This is a genomic window from Sphingomonas cavernae, assembly GCF_003590775.1.
Taxonomy (GTDB): Bacteria; Pseudomonadota; Alphaproteobacteria; order Sphingomonadales; family Sphingomonadaceae; genus Sphingobium_A; species Sphingobium_A cavernae.
Map to the genome: position 1 here is coordinate 1,460,103 of NZ_QYUM01000003.1, position 16,087 is coordinate 1,476,189.

At 62.5% G+C, this 16,087-nt stretch carries 17 protein-coding genes; 9 read left to right on the forward strand and 8 right to left on the reverse strand.

All coding sequences use genetic code 11. The features are described from left to right. The first annotated feature begins 95 nt into the window (after positions 1-95). From carA to D3876_RS14625, 5 genes are all read left to right on the forward strand, one after another. Positions 96-1,268, forward strand: a complete 1,173-nt coding sequence (gene carA, locus D3876_RS14605; protein ID WP_119763348.1) for a glutamine-hydrolyzing carbamoyl-phosphate synthase small subunit — start codon at positions 96-98, stop codon at positions 1,266-1,268. Continuing rightward, on the forward strand, positions 1,265-1,552 hold the full coding sequence (locus D3876_RS14610; protein WP_119763350.1) for a hypothetical protein: 288 nt from the start codon (positions 1,265-1,267) through the stop codon (positions 1,550-1,552). Before carA ends, D3876_RS14610 begins: the two co-directional genes overlap by 4 nt. Continuing rightward, positions 1,552-4,890 carry a carbamoyl-phosphate synthase large subunit gene (gene carB, locus D3876_RS14615; protein ID WP_119763352.1) on the forward strand — a complete coding sequence of 1,113 codons (3,339 nt, stop codon included), beginning with the start codon at positions 1,552-1,554 and terminating at the stop codon, positions 4,888-4,890. Before D3876_RS14610 ends, carB begins: the two co-directional genes overlap by 1 nt. An 83-nt stretch (positions 4,891-4,973) precedes the next feature. After that, positions 4,974-5,450, forward strand: coding sequence for a transcription elongation factor GreA (gene greA / locus D3876_RS14620; protein WP_119763354.1), 477 nt, complete (start codon positions 4,974-4,976; stop codon positions 5,448-5,450). A gap of 7 nt (positions 5,451-5,457) precedes the next feature. Continuing rightward, the gene (locus tag D3876_RS14625) at positions 5,458-6,087 is read left to right on the forward strand and encodes a rhomboid family intramembrane serine protease (RefSeq protein WP_119763356.1); all 630 of its coding nucleotides are present in this window, start codon (positions 5,458-5,460) and stop codon (positions 6,085-6,087) included. A gap of 100 nt (positions 6,088-6,187) precedes the next feature. Here the strand turns inward: D3876_RS14625 and D3876_RS14630 are convergent, their stop codons facing one another. The 5 genes from D3876_RS14630 to D3876_RS14650 all read right to left on the reverse strand — a co-directional run bounded on the left by D3876_RS14630 (position 6,188) and on the right by D3876_RS14650 (position 8,373). Beyond that, positions 6,188-6,424 (reverse strand): DUF4170 domain-containing protein, encoded by a 237-nt coding sequence (locus D3876_RS14630; RefSeq protein ID WP_119763358.1) that lies wholly within the window; start codon positions 6,422-6,424, stop codon positions 6,188-6,190. A gap of 77 nt (positions 6,425-6,501) precedes the next feature. Further along, complete coding sequence (locus D3876_RS14635; protein WP_182912019.1) at positions 6,502-7,053, reverse strand: hypothetical protein; 552 nt, start codon at positions 7,051-7,053, stop codon at positions 6,502-6,504. A gap of 3 nt (positions 7,054-7,056) precedes the next feature. Beyond that, entirely contained in the window at positions 7,057-7,419 is a 363-nt protein-coding gene (locus tag D3876_RS14640) for a hypothetical protein (RefSeq protein WP_119763360.1), read from the reverse strand. Next, entirely contained in the window at positions 7,416-7,772 is a 357-nt protein-coding gene (locus tag D3876_RS14645) for a phage holin family protein (protein WP_182912020.1), read from the reverse strand. Before D3876_RS14645 ends, D3876_RS14640 begins: the two co-directional genes overlap by 4 nt. Positions 7,773-7,812: 40 nt before the next feature. Beyond that, positions 7,813-8,373 (reverse strand): hypothetical protein, encoded by a 561-nt coding sequence (locus D3876_RS14650; protein ID WP_119763364.1) that lies wholly within the window; start codon positions 8,371-8,373, stop codon positions 7,813-7,815. Positions 8,374-8,524: 151 nt separating this feature from the next. On the opposite strand from D3876_RS14650, the gene eno reads away from it, so the two are divergent. The 4 genes from eno (at position 8,525) to D3876_RS14670 (ending at position 12,745) form a co-directional block, all read left to right on the forward strand. Further along, positions 8,525-9,799 carry a phosphopyruvate hydratase gene (eno, locus tag D3876_RS14655; RefSeq protein WP_119763366.1) on the forward strand — a complete coding sequence of 425 codons (1,275 nt, stop codon included), beginning with the start codon at positions 8,525-8,527 and terminating at the stop codon, positions 9,797-9,799. Between the two features lie 99 nt (positions 9,800-9,898). Next, positions 9,899-10,210 (forward strand): FtsB family cell division protein, encoded by a 312-nt coding sequence (locus tag D3876_RS14660; protein ID WP_119763368.1) that lies wholly within the window; start codon positions 9,899-9,901, stop codon positions 10,208-10,210. A 97-nt stretch (positions 10,211-10,307) separates the two neighbouring features. Beyond that, entirely contained in the window at positions 10,308-11,363 is a 1,056-nt protein-coding gene (pdhA, locus tag D3876_RS14665; protein WP_119763913.1) for a pyruvate dehydrogenase (acetyl-transferring) E1 component subunit alpha, read from the forward strand. Further along, positions 11,363-12,745 (forward strand): pyruvate dehydrogenase complex E1 component subunit beta, encoded by a 1,383-nt coding sequence (locus D3876_RS14670; protein ID WP_119763370.1) that lies wholly within the window; start codon positions 11,363-11,365, stop codon positions 12,743-12,745. Before pdhA ends, D3876_RS14670 begins: the two co-directional genes overlap by 1 nt. Before the next feature lie 15 nt (positions 12,746-12,760). Here D3876_RS14670 and D3876_RS14675 read toward each other — a convergent pair whose 3' ends face one another. From D3876_RS14675 to D3876_RS14685, 3 genes are read right to left on the reverse strand one after another with little or no spacing between them, the layout of a single operon-like run. Next, entirely contained in the window at positions 12,761-13,450 is a 690-nt protein-coding gene (locus D3876_RS14675) for a TadE/TadG family type IV pilus assembly protein (protein WP_147417666.1), read from the reverse strand. Beyond that, the gene (locus D3876_RS14680) at positions 13,432-14,040 is read right to left on the reverse strand and encodes a TadE family protein (protein WP_119763374.1); all 609 of its coding nucleotides are present in this window, start codon (positions 14,038-14,040) and stop codon (positions 13,432-13,434) included. The genes D3876_RS14675 and D3876_RS14680 overlap by 19 nt, the downstream gene beginning before the upstream one ends. After that, complete coding sequence (locus D3876_RS14685; RefSeq protein WP_119763376.1) at positions 14,037-15,983, reverse strand: TadE/TadG family type IV pilus assembly protein; 1,947 nt, start codon at positions 15,981-15,983, stop codon at positions 14,037-14,039. The genes D3876_RS14680 and D3876_RS14685 overlap by 4 nt, the downstream gene beginning before the upstream one ends. Between the last annotated feature and the right edge of the window lie 104 nt (positions 15,984-16,087).

Sequence of the window (16,087 nt, forward strand, 5' to 3'; positions counted from 1 at the left end):
GCTTAGCGGCGCCACGCGGATTTTAATAGATTGACCCGGCTGAGCATGGCACCTAGTGACGCGGCCGTTTAACCGACAGCCCAGGAGCACATGTCATGGCCGACGCCAAATCCCTACGCGCGCCCGATGGAGCGACGGGGGTATTGGTTCTGGCTGATGGCGCCGTCTTGTGGGGGCGCGGATTCGGCGCCAGCGGCGAGGCGGTGGGCGAGGTCTGCTTCAACACCGCGATGACCGGCTATCAGGAAGTGATGACCGATCCCTCCTATGCGGGGCAGATCATCAACTTCACTTTTCCTCACATTGGAAATGTCGGCACCAACCGCGACGATGTCGAGGCGACCAACCCGCATGCGCTCGGCCTGATCGTCCGCGAGGACGTGACCGAGCCCAGCAACTTCCGCAACATCCAGCATTTCGACGAATGGCTGAAATCAAACGGCCGCATCGGCCTTGCCGGCATCGACACGCGCGCGCTTACGCGGCGCATCCGGCAGAAGGGCGCGCCCAATGGCGTGATCGCGCATAATAGCTGGGGCGAGTTCGACGTGGATGCGCTGCTGAAGAAAGCGCGCGAATGGCCCGGGCTCGAGGGCATGGACCTCGCCAAGGAAGTCTCGACGCTGCAGAGCTATCAGTGGCACGACGGGCTGTGGGACCTGAAGGACGGCTATCGGCTGAACGAAGCCGGCGACGACCGCCCGCATGTTGTCGCAATCGATTATGGGCTCAAGCGCAACATCCTGCGCAATCTCGTCGCCGCGGGCGCGCGCGTGACCGTGGTCAAGGCGACCGCGACCGCCGAGGAGGTGCTGGCGCACAATCCCGACGGCATCTTCCTGTCGAACGGCCCCGGCGATCCCGCGGCGACCGGCGAATATGCGGTGCCCGTGATCAAGAAGCTGCTCGAAACGGCCAAGCCGATCTTCGGCATCTGCCTCGGTCACCAGCTCCTCGCGATCGCGGTGGGCGGCAAGACGATCAAGATGCACCAGGGCCACCGCGGCGCGAACCATCCGGTCAAGCGCCTCGACGACGGCGCGGTCGAGATCACCAGCATGAACCACGGCTTCGCGGTCGAGCTGGATAGCCTGCCCGCCAATGCGCGCGAAACGCATGTCTCGCTGTTCGACGGCTCCAATTGCGGCTTTGAGTTGACCGACAAGCCAGTGTTCTCGGTGCAGTACCACCCCGAGGCGAGCCCCGGCCCGCAGGATAGCCATTATCTGTTCGAGAAGTTCGTTGGGGGGCTGAGGCAAACAGCATGATTGGCGTTGTCCTCATGCTGGCAATGCAGGGATCCGCGCCACCGGTCGCCACCAAATCGGCCGAGACCATTACGCAGTCGCAACTGGACGCAATGTCTGACGCGTGCCGTGCGCCGCGAAAATGGTTGAAGCATTTGAACGGCGACGAAGTTCGCTTTCGGCCGGCTAAGCGAGCAAAATATGAACAGGTCGACTGCGTTCTGCGGCACCTGAAAGATAGCATGGCGCCAATGAGCTTTGGTTTTGTTGGCAACGAAGCAATAGAAGAGGCTGGAAAGCAATAATGCCCAAACGCACTGACATTTCCTCCATCCTCATTATCGGCGCCGGCCCGATCGTCATCGGCCAGGCGTGCGAGTTCGACTATTCGGGGACGCAGGCGTGCAAGGCGCTGCGCGAGGAGGGGTATCGCATCATCCTCGTCAACTCGAACCCGGCAACGATCATGACCGATCCCGATCTGGCCGACGCGACCTATGTCGAGCCGATCACCCCCGAGATCGTCGCCAAGATCATCGAGAAGGAGCGCCCCGACGCGCTGCTGCCAACGATGGGCGGGCAGACCGCGCTCAACACCGCGCTGGCGCTGTTCAACGACGGCACGCTCGAAAAATATGGCTGCCAGATGATCGGCGCCGATGCCGAGGCGATCGACAAGGCCGAGGACCGGCTGAAATTCCGCGACGCGATGAGCAAGATCGGGCTCGAAAGCGCGCGCTCGCGCATTGCGCACTCGATGGCCGACGCGCTGGCCGCGCTCGAATTTGTCGGCCTCCCCGCAATCATCCGTCCCAGCTTCACGCTCGGCGGCACGGGCGGCGGCGTCGCCTATAACAAGGACGAGTTCGTCCAGATCGTGACGAGCGGGCTCGAAGCCTCGCCGACGACCGAGGTTCTGATCGAGGAATCGCTCCTCGGCTGGAAAGAATATGAGATGGAGGTGGTGCGCGACCGCAAGGACAATTGCATCATCATCTGCTCGATCGAGAATGTCGATCCGATGGGCGTCCATACGGGCGATTCGATCACCGTCGCGCCCGCGCTGACGCTGACCGACAAGGAATATCAGATCATGCGCAATGCGAGCATCGCTTGCCTGCGCGAAATCGGCGTCGAAACAGGCGGTTCGAACGTACAGTTCGCGGTCAATCCGAAGGATGGCCGCCTGATCGTGATCGAGATGAACCCGCGCGTTTCGCGGTCCTCGGCGCTGGCATCGAAGGCGACGGGCTTTCCGATCGCCAAGGTCGCGGCCAAGCTCGCGGTCGGCTACACGCTCGACGAGATCGACAACGACATCACTGGCGCGACGCCCGCGAGCTTCGAGCCGACGATCGATTATGTCGTCACCAAGATCCCGCGCTTCGCCTTTGAAAAGTTCAAGGGCGCCGAGCCGCTGCTTTCGACCGCGATGAAGTCGGTGGGCGAGGTGATGGCGATCGGCCGCAACATCCACGAATCGATGCAGAAGGCGCTGCGCGGCCTGGAAACCGGGCTTTCGGGCTTCAACACCGTGGATCACCTGATCGGCGCGTCAAAGGATGACATCGTTTCCGCACTTTCGCGCGCGACGCCCGATCGGCTGCTGATCGCTGCGCAGGCGCTGCGCGAGGGGCTGAGTGTTGATGAAGTTCATCAGATCGCAAAGTATGACCCGTGGTTCCTCGAGCGCATGGCCGAGATCGTCGCCGCCGAGCGCGAAGTGATCGAAAACGGCCTGCCGCGCGACACCAGAGGCATGCGTCGCCTCAAGGCCATGGGCTTCTCGGACAAAAGGCTCGCCTGGCTCGCGCTGCAATCGGCGCATCTCGCCAAGGGCATGGACCGCGCGGTGGCGCGCGGTTCCGGCCTGATCCGCGAGGCCGTCGTCGCGATGACCGGCGGCGTGACCGAGCAGGAGGTGCGCAAGCTGCGCCACAAGCTCGGCGTGCGTCCCGTCTTCAAGCGCATCGACACCTGCGCCGCCGAGTTCGAGGCGAAGACGCCCTATATGTATTCGACCTATGAGGCGCCCGCGTTCGGCGAGCCCGAGTGCGAATCGCAGCCTACTTCCGCCAAGAAGGTCGTCATCCTTGGCGGTGGCCCCAACCGGATCGGGCAGGGTATCGAGTTCGACTATTGCTGCTGCCACGCGTGCTTCGCGCTCGATGAGGCCGGCTATGAGACGATCATGATCAACTGCAACCCAGAGACCGTCTCGACCGACTACGACACGTCGGACCGGCTCTATTTCGAGCCGCTGACCGCCGAGGACGTGCTCGAGATCCTGCATGTCGAGCAGCAGAACGGCACGCTTGCGGGCGTGATCGTCCAGTTCGGCGGGCAGACGCCGCTGAAGCTCGCGCAGGCGCTCGAGGATGCGGGGATCCCGATCCTCGGCACCTCGCCCGATGCGATCGATCTGGCCGAGGACCGCGAGCGTTTCGCGCAGCTCATCAACAAGCTCAAGCTGCTCCAGCCCGCCAACGGCATCGCGCGCAGCCGCGAGGAGGCGATCGCGGTCGCCGAACGCATCGGCTATCCCGTGCTGATCCGTCCATCCTATGTGCTTGGCGGCCGCGCGATGGAGATCGTCGATGGCCAGCAACAGCTTGAGGATTATATCCAGACCGCAGTGCAGGTGTCTGGAGACTCACCCGTTCTGATCGACCAGTATCTGCGCGACGCGATCGAGGTCGATGTCGACGCGATCTGCGACGGCGACGACGTGGTGGTTGCGGGCGTGCTCCAGCATATCGAGGAAGCCGGCGTCCATTCGGGCGACAGCGCATGCACCATCCCGCCTTACAGCCTGCCGCAGGACATCATCACCGAGATCGAGCGCCAGACCGAGCTTCTCGCGCACGCGCTCGAGGTGAAGGGCCTGATGAACATCCAGTTCGCGGTGAAGGACGGCAAGGTCTTCCTGATCGAGGTCAATCCGCGCGCCAGCCGAACGGTGCCCTTCGTCGCCAAGGCGATCGGCCAGCCCATCGCCAAGATCGCCGCGCGCGTGATGGCGGGCGAGAAGCTGAAGGATCTGCCGACGATCGATCGCCATGCGATCAACCATGTCGCGGTGAAGGAGGCAGTATTCCCGTTCGCGCGCTTCCCCGGCGTTGACCCGGTCTTGTCGCCCGAAATGAAGTCTACGGGCGAAGTGATGGGAATCGACAAGGATTTCGCGATCGCATTCGCCAAGTCGCAGCTTGGGCTGGGCGACGATCTTCCGCTCGAGGGCACGGTGTTCGTTTCGGTCAAGGATACCGACAAGCCCGTGGTGCTTCCCGGCGTCCGCCTGCTATCCGAAATGGGCTTCACCATCATCGCGACGGGCGGCACCGCCGACTATATCGAGGAGGCGGGAATCGCCGTCGAGCGCGTCAACAAGGTGGCGCAGGGGCGGCCCAATATCGTCGACCGGATCAAGGACGGCGGGGTGCACCTGATCTTCAACACCACCGAAGGGTGGCAGAGCCACAAGGACTCGCAGTCGATCCGCGTCTCCGCACTACTGGGCAAGGTTCCATACTATACGACGGCGACCGCAAGCGTCGCTTCGGCGCGCGCGATCGAAGCGCTTCGGAACCAGTCTCTTGAAGTGCGGTCGCTGCAATCCTATTATTCATCATCACACGCCTGATCCCGACAAATTATCGCGTGGCGGGCGGCTTTTCACTTCAGGGGTGAGGCCGCTTGGGGGAAGCTTTGACGAAGGACTGAGGAATGGCGACCGTCGAGAAATTGCCGATGCTGGCAGAGGGCTATGACAAGCTGACGGAGTCCCTCCGCCGCCTCAAGGCCGAGCGCCCCGAGATCGTCGACGCGATCGAGGAAGCGCGCGCGCATGGCGACCTTTCGGAAAACGCCGAATATCACGCCGCCAAGGAGCGGCAGGGCCAGATCGAGGCGTCGATCGCGGACATCGAGGACCGGCTCAGCCGCGCGCAGATCATCGATCCGACGACGCTTTCCGGCGACAAGGTGATCTTCGGCGCGACGGTGACCTTGCACGACGAAGACGAGAAGCCCGTGAAGTACCAGATCGTCGGACAGACCGAGGCGGATGCCAAGGTTGGCCGCATCTCGTACAACTCGCCGCTCGGCCGCGCGCTGATCGGACGCCAGGTTGATGACGAGGTCGAGGTTTCGGTCCCTTCGGGCGACCGCTACTATCTGGTTTCCAAGATCGAATTCATCTGATCGCGGGATGAAAATTCCGCAGGGCAAGGTGACCAACGCGCTGGTGATCGCCACCAGCGCGATATGGCTTACGCTGACGCTGGGCGGCTACCAGGATCTTGCCGCTGGAGCCGGCGGCTTCTTTCCCGCGCGAATTTCAGGCGCGCTCGTGCTGCAGGGCGCACTGCCCGCATGGCTGACGCCTTTGTCGGCGGTGCTGCTGCATGCCGACATATTCCATCTCGCCTTCAACATGCTGATGCTCTTCTATTGCGGGCGCTTCGTCGAAGCCGCGATCGGCCCCGGCGGGCTGGGCGCGCTCTATGTCGTGGGCGCCTATGCATCGGCGGCGGCGGAGTATCTCTGGAATCCGGGCAATGTCGTGCCGATGATCGGCGCAAGCGGCGCAATTTCCGCGGTGATCGGTTGCTATGCGATGCTCTTCGGGCAGAATCGCATCAAGCCGTTGGGCCCGATACCTGCCCGTGCGATCCAGATCGTCTGGCTCGCGGTCGCCTGGGTCGTGATCCAGGGGTTGATCGGGATTGCAACCTGGGGCTCGATGACGCGCATCGCGATCGCCGCGCATATCGGCGGATTCATTCCGGGATTGCTGCTGGCGCGGCCGTTGCTGCTGTGGCGCTATCGCAGGGCGTGACCTCCAACCGCGTCACCCCAGCGAAAGCTGGGGTCTGCTGACGAGATTGCTCTCTATTCGTCGGGAGATGCCAGCTTTCGCTGGCATGACGGGAAGAGGGTCAGTTGGCCTTGTCCGCCGGGGCGACCATGTCGGGCTGGAGCAGGCGGTGAAGGTGGACGACGACATATTTCATCTCGGCATCGTCCACCGTCCGCTGCGCCGCTGCGCGCCAAGCCTTTTCGGCGCTGGAATAGTCGGGAAAGACGCCGACGATGTCGATCGACTTGAGATCATCGAAGTCGAGCGTCTGCGGATCGCTGACGCGGCCGCCGAAGACGAGGTGCAATTTGCTCATGGGGTCACCGGATCTGTTGGGATTTGGCGGGGTCACTAGGGAGCCAGCGCCCCGCCGTCAATGATCCGTACCCGAAATCAGCGCTTCTTGGCCGATCCGCCGACGGTCTTGCCCGCTGCGGAGCCTGCTTCCTCGACCGCTGTCACCACCGCGCCGACGAGCTGGCTGATCTGCGATTTCGCGGCCTCGGCGTTGACGCCGAGCGCGTCGAGCTTCTTCTGGCCTGCGGTCTTGGCTGCCTTGGCCGCGGCCGACGCACCTTGGTTGAGCTTCTTGCCAGTGGCGCCCAGAGTCTTGGTCTCGCGTTCGGTGCGGGGCAGCAGCGAACCGACGAGCGCGCCCAGGGCGATGCCACCGACGAGAAAGGCGAGGGGATTGTCCTGCACCTGTTTCGTGGTCTTGTCCTTGGCGGTTCGCGCGCCTTCCTGAGCTGTCGAATAGGCCTTGCGCGCCTTTACCTTGCCCGTGGCGAGCGCCTCCGATGCCTTGGCGCGCCCGGTGGCATAGGCTGCCTCCGCACGTTCGCGCGCAGCATGCGCACTTTCCTTGACCTGCTCGCTCGCCGCGCCGATCTTCTCGCTCGCCAGCGTTGAAACCTTGCGGGCGTTATCGGTGATCGGATTGGTCATCGTCTATCCTCCATTTCGGCGGGTGCGCTGTGTGCGCCTGTTGCCTGGCTGAAACTCCTCGGGCGCGGCCTGGGTTGCCTCGTCCCGTGAAAAGGCTGCAATGAGCGCATCCCAGAGCGTGCCTCGGAAAAACCACGCGAGCAATGTGACGGCCACGCCGGCGGTGGCGACGGGACGCTCCTTTACGAGCGCAAGACCCTCTTGCGTCAGTTCGTCCGCCTTCTCTCGCAGGTCTTCCACCAGTTCCTCGATCAGTGCGCTCGGCTTGAGGCGCCCCTGAATCTCCACCAGGCGTCCGGTGAGTTGCGAACGCGCGCGCGTCGCTTCCTGGCGTGCGCGGACAAGTTCGCGTTCGGTGCGGCTCATCGGCGGGCCCCGAACTCATCCACATCCTTGCGGATCTTTTCGGCGATGATGCTGAACAACAGTGCCGTGATCGCGATCGCCAGCACCGCGATCAACAGCGCGGCGCCAGCAGCACCAATGAACGGCGCGAGCATGAAGACTGCGGCCATAAGCAACAGGATGATTGCGCAAAAGCCGAGCACCACGCCGATCGCGGCGAAGATGAAATATTTCCGGTAGCCGGAAAGCTGATGGATCGCCTGCGCGCGATAGAGCTTGATTTCCGCCTTTACGAAGGTTTCGGTATCGTCGACGAGCTGTCCCAACAGATCGCCGATGCTGTCCTCCTCGCGGTCCGCACGCGGATCACTCACCCCAGGCTCCCATATTGCTGGCACTAGCCGACGTTGAAAATCACGCCTTGTCGTTCGACCCTGCCTTGATCAGCCGCGCGAGCACGAAGCCGACTGCCGCGGCAGCGCCGATTGCGACGGCAGGGCTCTTCTTGACGAAATCACCCGCATCCTTGACCAGGTCGTCGACATCCTTGCCCTTGAGCGTCGTGGCGAAGCTCGCGACTGCCTCGGCCGCCTTGCGCGTGTAATCGCCATATTGCGCCCCGACGCGCTCGTCGACCGTGCCTGCCGCGTCTCCGATGAGCTTGGCGACATTGTCGAGCGCACCGGTAGCCCGGTCCTTGCCCTGCGCGGCAAGTTCATGAGCGCGTTCACTCGCTTGCTTGGTCAGCACTTTTGCTTCCTTCTTGACCGCGGCGGTCGCCTCGTTTGCCTTCGCCTTCAGCGGCGAGGGCTTCGCCTTGGCCTTGGGCGCTGCACGGGTCGCCGCCTTTTTGACGGGCTCCGCCTTTTTCGCGACGGGCTTCGGCGCGGCGCTTGCCGCGGCCTTGGTGGCTGCGGGCTTCTTCGCGGCGGGCTTCTTAGCCGCAGTCTTCTTCGGGGTCGTGCCTTCAGCCATGAACGTGTCTCCCATTTGCGGAATTCGATTCACTGCTACAACAATCGCGATTGCAAAGCGGTTCCGCAAGGCTTTCCCGACAATTGCGTTTGCGCGTCTTCCCCGATAGGAGGCCGCCATCCTTCCAAACGCGCCCAAGAAAGCGAGACACATGACCGCGATCATCGACGTTCACGCACGCCAGATCCTGGACAGCCGGGGCAACCCGACGGTGGAGGTCGATATCCATCTGGAAGACGGCAGCTTCGGCCGCGCCGCGGTGCCCTCGGGCGCTTCGACGGGCGCGCATGAGGCGGTCGAGAAGCGCGACGGCGACAAGGGCTATTATCTCGGCAAGGGCGTGACGCAGGCAATCGAGGCGGTCAACGGCGAGATCGCCGAAGCCATCCTCGGCCTCGACGCCGAGGACCAGAGCGAGGTCGACGCGGTGATGATCGATCTCGATGGCACCGAGAACAAGGCCCGGCTCGGCGCGAACGCCATCCTCGGCGTCAGCCTTGCCACCGCAAAGGCGGCCGCGGATTCGCGCGGATTGCCGCTCTACCGCTATGTCGGCGGCGTTTCGGCGCATCTGCTGCCCGTACCGATGATGAACATCATCAATGGCGGCGAGCATGCCGACAATCCGATCGACTTCCAGGAATTCATGGTGATGCCCGTCGGCGCGGACAGCCTCGCCGAGGCGGTGCGCTACGGTGCCGAGATCTTCCACACGCTCAAGAAGGGCCTGTCGGAAAAGGGGCTGTCGACCGCGGTCGGCGACGAGGGCGGCTTCGCACCCAACCTGGCATCGACCACCGACGCGCTCGACTTCATCATGCAGTCGATCGAGAAGGCCGGCTACAAGCCGGGCGACGATGTCGTGCTTGCGCTCGACTGCGCCTCGACCGAATTCTTCAAGAAGGGCGCCTATCAGATGGTGGGCGAGGGGAAGACGCTCTCGCCCGCCGAGATGGCGGACTATCTCGCCGATCTGTGCGCGCGCTATCCGATCCTGTCGATCGAGGACGGCATGGCCGAAGACGATCTCGAAGGCTGGAAGATCCTGACCGAGAAGATCGGCGGCAAGGTTCAGCTCGTCGGCGACGATCTGTTCGTGACCAACCCCGCGCGCCTCGCCATGGGTATCGATCAGGATCTCGCCAACTCGCTGCTGGTGAAGGTCAACCAGATCGGCACGCTCACCGAGACGCTGGAGGCGGTCAACATGGCGCACCGTGCCGGCTACACCGCGGTGATGTCGCACCGTTCGGGCGAAACGGAGGATTCGACGATCGCGGATCTCGCGGTCGCGACCAATTGCGGCCAGATCAAGACAGGCAGCCTTGCGCGCTCCGACCGGCTCGCCAAATACAACCAGCTCATCCGTATCGAGGAAGAGCTTGGTTCAGTCGCCCGCTACCCGGGTCGCGCGATCTTTGGCTGAACTCAAGGCGAAATGCGTCATTCCCGCGAAAGCGGGAATGACAGTCTTTGGGAAGAAACGGCTTGATTCCACGAATCGTCTGTGATTCAAGGAATACAGATGACACGCGCTATATCCTTTATCGGCCTCCTGCGTTCAGCCGCCCCTACCGCGATCATGATGCTCGTGATCGCGATCTTCGGAGGCTATGCGGTTGTGGGCAAGAACGGCGTGCTTGCCTGGGGCGATTATACCCGTCAGCTTGAACAGCAGCGCGTCGAACTCGCCAAGCTGGAGAAGCACAAGACGCTGCTTCAGAACCGCGTGGCGCTGCTCGATCCCAAAAAGGCCAATCCCGACATGGCGGACGAGCTGATTCGCCGCGAGCTCGGGCTCGCGCATCCCGACGAAGTGATCGTCCCGCTCAACTGAACCTGTCGGGGAAAGAAATTTCTCGTTGCCGTTGCGGAATCCGTGAGCGGGCGATTATAGACCGCTCGTTCCTTTCCTCCCTCCCAAGGTGAACGACTTGGCAAGAGCATCGACAGCGAAATCGTCCAAGAGCGCGCCGGCCCCGATCCCCAATCGCGAGCGCCCCGGCGAACCAGAACGCTATAAGGCAAGCAAGGAAGAGCTCCTGCAGTTCTACCGCGACATGTTGCTCATTCGCCGGTTCGAGGAAAAGGCGGGCCAGCTTTATGGCCTCGGCCTGATCGGTGGCTTCTGCCACCTCTATATCGGCCAGGAAGCCGTCGCCGTCGGCCTTCAGTCCGCGCTGAACGGCGATACAGACAGCGTTATCACAGGCTATCGCGATCACGGCCATATGCTCGCTTACGGCATCGACCCCAAGGTGATCATGGCCGAGCTAACGGGCCGCGAAGCGGGCATCTCGCGCGGCAAGGGCGGCTCGATGCACATGTTCTCGGTCGAGCACAAATTCTACGGTGGCCACGGTATCGTCGGCGCGCAGGTGTCGCTGGGCACGGGCCTTGCGTTCAAGCACAAATATTCCAGGGACGGCGGCGTCGCGATGGCCTATTTCGGCGACGGCGCGGCCAATCAGGGCCAGGTTTACGAGAGCTTCAACATGGCCGAGCTCTGGAAGCTCCCGATCATCTTCGTGATCGAGAACAACCAATATGCCATGGGCACCTCGGTCAACCGCGCATCGGCTGAGGATCAGCTCTACCGTCGCGGCGAGAGCTTCCGCATTCCCGGCCTTCAGGTCGACGGCATGGATGTGCTTGCGGTGCGTGGTGCGGCCGAAGAGGCTGTCAAATGGGTCCGCGCAGGCAAGGGGCCGATCCTGCTTGAGCTCAAGACCTATCGCTATCGCGGCCACTCGATGTCCGACCCTGCCAAATACCGTTCGCGTGACGAAGTGCAGGCGGTGCGCGACAAGTCCGATCCGATCGAACATGCCAAGCGCGAGCTCGAGGCGCTGGGCGTCAGCGAGGACGCGCTCAAGGACATCGACAAGGAAATCCGCAAACAGGTGAGCGAGGCGGCCGATTTCGCCGAAACCTCGCCCGAGCCCGAGATTTCCGAACTCTATACCGACGTGCTGGTGGATCAATATTGATGGCTGTAGAACTCAAGATGCCCGCGCTTTCCCCGACCATGGAGGAAGGCACGCTCGCCAAATGGCTCGTAAAGGAAGGCGATGAAGTCAAGTCGGGCGACATTCTCGCCGAGATCGAGACCGACAAGGCCACGATGGAATTCGAAGCTGTCGACGAAGGCACGATGGCGAAGATCCTCGTGCCCGAGGGCTCCGAGGGGGTGAAGGTCGGCACCGTGATCGCGTTGATCGGCGGCGAGGGAGAAGAGGCCGCTGCGCCCGCGCCCAAGGCAGAGCCCGAGGTGCAGAAGGCCGCGCCGGCTGCCGAGGAAGCTCCAAAGAAGGCGGAAACTGGCACGCAGAAGCTCGTTTCGGAAGCGAAGGCTCAGGTTGCCGATCCGGCGATCCCTGCGGGTACCGAGATGGTCAAGACCACCGTCCGCGAAGCATTGCGTGACGCGATGGCCGAGGAAATGCGTTCCGACGACCGCGTCTTCGTGATGGGCGAGGAAGTCGCCGAATATCAGGGCGCGTACAAGGTGACGCAGGGCCTGCTCGAGGAATTCGGGCCCGAGCGCGTCATCGATACGCCGATCACCGAATATGGCTTTGCCGGCGTCGGTACGGGCGCGGCGATGGCGGGCTTGCGCCCGATCGTCGAGTTCATGACCTTCAATTTCGCGATGCAGGCGATCGACCACATCATCAATTCGGCCGCGAAGACCAACTATATGTCGGGCGGGCAGATGCGCTGCCCGATCGTGTTCCGCGGTCCCAATGGCGCGGCGAGCCGCGTCGGCGCGCAGCACAGCCAGAATTATGGCCCCTGGTACGCCAGCGTTCCCGGGCTGATCGTGGTCGCGCCCTATGATGCGGCCGACGCCAAGGGCCTGCTCAAGGCGGCGATCCGCTCGAACGACCCGGTGGTCTTCCTCGAAAACGAGCTGTTGTACGGCCGCAGCTTCGAGGTGCCCAGGCTCGACGACTATGTGCTGCCGATCGGCAAGGCGCGGATCATGCGCGAGGGCAAGGACGTGACGCTGGTCAGCTATTCGATCGGCGTGGGCGTCGCGCTCGACGCCGCCGAGAAGCTCGCAGCCGAAGGTATCGACGCCGAGGTCATCGACCTCCGCACGCTGCGCCCGCTCGACACCGCGACGGTGCTCGAGAGCCTCAAGAAGACCAACCGCATGGTCGTCGTCGAGGAGGGTTGGCCCGTCTGCTCGATATCGAGCGAAATCGTCGCGGTTGCCATGGAGCAAGGCTTCGACGATCTCGACGCCCCGGTGCTGCGCGTGACCAACGAGGATGTGCCGCTGCCCTATGCCGCAAATCTGGAGAAGCTGGCGCTCGTCGACGCCGACCGCGTTGTCGCGGCGGCGAAGAAGGTCACCTATCGCTGATCGGTGTAGCGCCGATCAGCTAGTGTAAGCGGCGCACGATGCCTTGGGCGCTTCATTGTTCGGATTGAAGATGCCCCCCTCGATGTCGCGTTCATCACGAACCAGGAAGGTCGCTGTGTAGTGGATCAACGGCTCGCCCATGATCTTCGCGCTGACGATGGGCTCATACTGGTAGGTGATTTCGGCAAACATGGCGGCGTTGCCCTCGGGCGCCTTCACTTCCTTGCCCACGGGCCCCATGCCCTTGAAAGCGGTGCCGGTCTTGCCGTCGCCTTCAACGCCATAGCGCGAATCATATTTGCGCTGGCCGATGCAGCGCTGCCACTGAATCCACTGCCCGCCGTCTTCATTGACGGTGAGGCCGGACAAGACGATCCGGCCACGCTCTGTCAACTTCATCGAGCCGGCCTGGAGCTTGGCGCCTACGAAGGTGTCGTTGACGTCCGATTCGCGAAATTGCGTGAGTGCCATCGCGTTGTCGAGGCCGACGCGCGAGCTGTTGTCGGCCACGGCCAGCGCGATCTGGCTGACGCGCATGTGCGTCAGCGCCAGATTGGTCGCCTCCACGCCGTAAAGCCCCATCGCCAGCACCGGCGGCATCGTATAGGCGAATTCGACATAGGCCACTGCCGAACGGCAGCGCCACAGTCGGGCCGCGAAGGCGCGTGTGCGCGACAAGCCGCGGTTCAAGCGGGCTTGGGGCATATCTCTACTCCCGTTTCTTCGGCCTGCTGGCTATAGGGCTGGTTTCTCAGCGTCGTCCGCGCAACGCTCGTGCCGGTGTTCGACCACCCCAGCATCCCCATCACCGGGAAAAGGCGCGGATAGGTAGCGGTGGCGGTGAACACGACGATGTCGTCGGCGCCGCCCAGACCGCTCTTGCCGCGCTTGTTCCACGTCTTGGAGTTGTTGACGTCCAGGAAGCATTCGGTGTCGGCGTCGAACTGTTTGTCACCGTCGAGGTCCTTGAAGTCCTCGTAGGTGTTGACCTTGGTGAAGGACGAGAAGGACTCGCTGGTCGTCGTGACGGTCGCCCTGTTCGAGATGGTCTGGAGCATGGACGCGATCTTGCCTTCGATTACCGCCTTCTTGGTCGGTGCGTCCTCAAGCGTCAGGTCGCGCGCGGCCTTGTTGGTGGCGCCCTGCAGCACCGATTGCGCATAAGCCTGGTAGCCGAGTTCCATCATGCCGAGCATCAGCATCAGCATGATCGGCGCGACGATTGCGAATTCGACCACGGTCGCTCCGTCCGTGTTCCTGGTCAGCGCGGGGAAAGTTCGGCGCGGCGCGATCATTTCGAGATCCTGAGTTCGGCGATCTTCGACGCGATGAGCTGGAATTTTGCCTTGAGCTCCGCGTCATTGGCCGCGGTGAACGACTTGCCGGGATCCGCGCACGCCTGAAGCTGCGGTGTCACCGTCAGGCCATAGGCGACCGCCCAGACCGTGATCCCCTTCGCCTTTGCAGCCGCGCAGATCGCGAGGAAACGCGAATGATGGCGATTCGCGAGGTCGCTGTTGCTGGGCGTCCCGCCGCTGACGCGCTGGTCCACATACTCATAGCCATACATCGAGTAGGTGCTGTAGCTCGGCTCCATGATGCCGTCGGTCATGAAGACGATGTGCCGGTTGGTGTCGCGACCATTAGGCGCAACGGTATGGTCGGGACCGAAAACGCCCTCCAACGACATCATTCGCGTACCCCACAGAATGCCCAAATCGTGATAGGTGCTCCCGGTCGGAGACAGGCTGTCGACATAGGTCTGCACCTCGCCTTGCGTCATCGTCGCAAGCCGCTTTGCGGCGCGCGGGCAGGCGGTGCCGGGCTGGTTGTGATTGTCGTCGTCGAATTCCTCGATCGTCCCAGGCGTGCGCGCGAAAATCATTTCACGCCAAGCGGGCCCCCATCTCGTATTGTTATCTGCCCCCGGCTTCGCGTCGATTTCGAGATCTCGCAGGCCCTCAGGTTTTGAGCTTGCACCCTTTGGCTTGATGGCACCATTCCCGAACTCGAATTCGGGCTCTGGCACCGTCGTCCGCTCTTCAACACAACCCGACCATTGAGCCGATGCCTTGTTGGTGTAGCCGTTGCCAATTCGATTAACGACACCAGAAACAAACTGCTTGTACTGATCAGTGTCCCTCTCGATGCTTGCGTATTTCCATGTATAGTCTGGCGTAAGCACGACAGTAACGGAGCGCTCTTGCTCGGAACGCGTCGTCCGAACTTTGACGGTGCATTTTCCGCCGCTCCAGTTCGTGTCGTATTCTTTGCGAACGCGAGTCCGCGTTTCTTTGTAAACGGTGGTCTTTACATTATCGACTACGGTTTCGCCAGTTTGTGTCGTAGCCTGATTCTCATAATTGGTGTCGGTGTCGCCATCCAAATCCTGACACGTCGACTTGTTGTACTGGTTGACAACGTCTTCCCACCCTGAAGTCGTGGAAGACGTGGTTTGCCAGCTTGTCGTCGTGGTGTTGGGTTCATTGTAGCTGGTGCTGTCCCACCAACGATCCCGGGTCTGGTACGACCATTTGTCGGCCAGATAGGCCGGGTTGAGATCGAGCAGCAGCTTGCCGACATTGACGCCCGACGAATAGGGCACGAAGCCGAAGCGCAGTCGCGAGCTCTTGCTCGCAGCGCCGTCGAGAATCTTGTAGAAATCGACCACCGCAGTGCGGAGTCCGGCGATCTTCTTGCCTGTTCCGCCCGGCAGCGTCTGATCCATCGAGCCCGTCACGTCGAGCACGAACATCACGTCGGTATTCGCGAGCTCAAGGCGCGCGTCGCAAACGGCCGTCATGGTAAGCGTGGGGACGTCGAAGACCTTCATCAGCGTCATCGGGACCGTAGCGGTGGCCGTGGCTGTTACTTGACCGTCATTGAGGCTGTTCGAATCCACGGTGCCCTTGGGCGTGAAGGTGATGTTGCTGACGCCGAAGGATCCCGCAGGGAAATTGGCATGGAAAAAGCTATTGGCTTCTTTCTTCGCGGCCGTATCGTCGTCGAAATCGGCCGCGGTCAACGCGCGACGCCCTGCCAGCGCGCCCGCATCGCATGCCTGCTGAAGGCGCGATTTGACCATATAGGCGCGGCCCATGTCGAAGGCGGAACCCGCCATGCCGATGATCGGCAGCATCGCCGCCGCCATCATCATCATGGTGTTGCCCGCTGTGTCACCGGCGAGTCTCGCGGCCTGGCCGTGGCTCCAACCCTTTGCTTTCGGTCCCGTTTTCATGCTCTGGCCTTACCCCCAAGCGCTGCATAGATTGCGCGACAGCCTGCACCCTGCCACTGAGCGGCTAATGAGTGCTGACGGGCTGTGGTTAACCCCCGGTTTTC

Coding starts and splice junctions, on each gene's coding strand:
- carA (WP_119763348.1), top strand. CDS start 96: ATGGCCGACGCCAAATCCCTACGCGCGCCCGATGGAGCGACGGGGGTA.
- D3876_RS14610 (WP_119763350.1), top strand. CDS start 1,265: ATGATTGGCGTTGTCCTCATGCTGGCAATGCAGGGATCCGCGCCACCG.
- carB (WP_119763352.1), top strand. CDS start 1,552: ATGCCCAAACGCACTGACATTTCCTCCATCCTCATTATCGGCGCCGGC.
- greA (WP_119763354.1), top strand. CDS start 4,974: ATGGCGACCGTCGAGAAATTGCCGATGCTGGCAGAGGGCTATGACAAG.
- D3876_RS14625 (WP_119763356.1), top strand. CDS start 5,458: ATGAAAATTCCGCAGGGCAAGGTGACCAACGCGCTGGTGATCGCCACC.
- D3876_RS14630 (WP_119763358.1), bottom strand. CDS start 6,424: ATGAGCAAATTGCACCTCGTCTTCGGCGGCCGCGTCAGCGATCCGCAG.
- D3876_RS14635 (WP_182912019.1), bottom strand. CDS start 7,053: ATGACCAATCCGATCACCGATAACGCCCGCAAGGTTTCAACGCTGGCG.
- D3876_RS14640 (WP_119763360.1), bottom strand. CDS start 7,419: ATGAGCCGCACCGAACGCGAACTTGTCCGCGCACGCCAGGAAGCGACG.
- D3876_RS14650 (WP_119763364.1), bottom strand. CDS start 8,373: ATGGCTGAAGGCACGACCCCGAAGAAGACTGCGGCTAAGAAGCCCGCC.
- eno (WP_119763366.1), top strand. CDS start 8,525: ATGACCGCGATCATCGACGTTCACGCACGCCAGATCCTGGACAGCCGG.
- D3876_RS14660 (WP_119763368.1), top strand. CDS start 9,899: ATGACACGCGCTATATCCTTTATCGGCCTCCTGCGTTCAGCCGCCCCT.
- D3876_RS14670 (WP_119763370.1), top strand. CDS start 11,363: ATGGCTGTAGAACTCAAGATGCCCGCGCTTTCCCCGACCATGGAGGAA.
- D3876_RS14675 (WP_147417666.1), bottom strand. CDS start 13,450: ATGCCCCAAGCCCGCTTGAACCGCGGCTTGTCGCGCACACGCGCCTTC.
- D3876_RS14680 (WP_119763374.1), bottom strand. CDS start 14,040: ATGATCGCGCCGCGCCGAACTTTCCCCGCGCTGACCAGGAACACGGAC.
- D3876_RS14685 (WP_119763376.1), bottom strand. CDS start 15,983: ATGAAAACGGGACCGAAAGCAAAGGGTTGGAGCCACGGCCAGGCCGCG.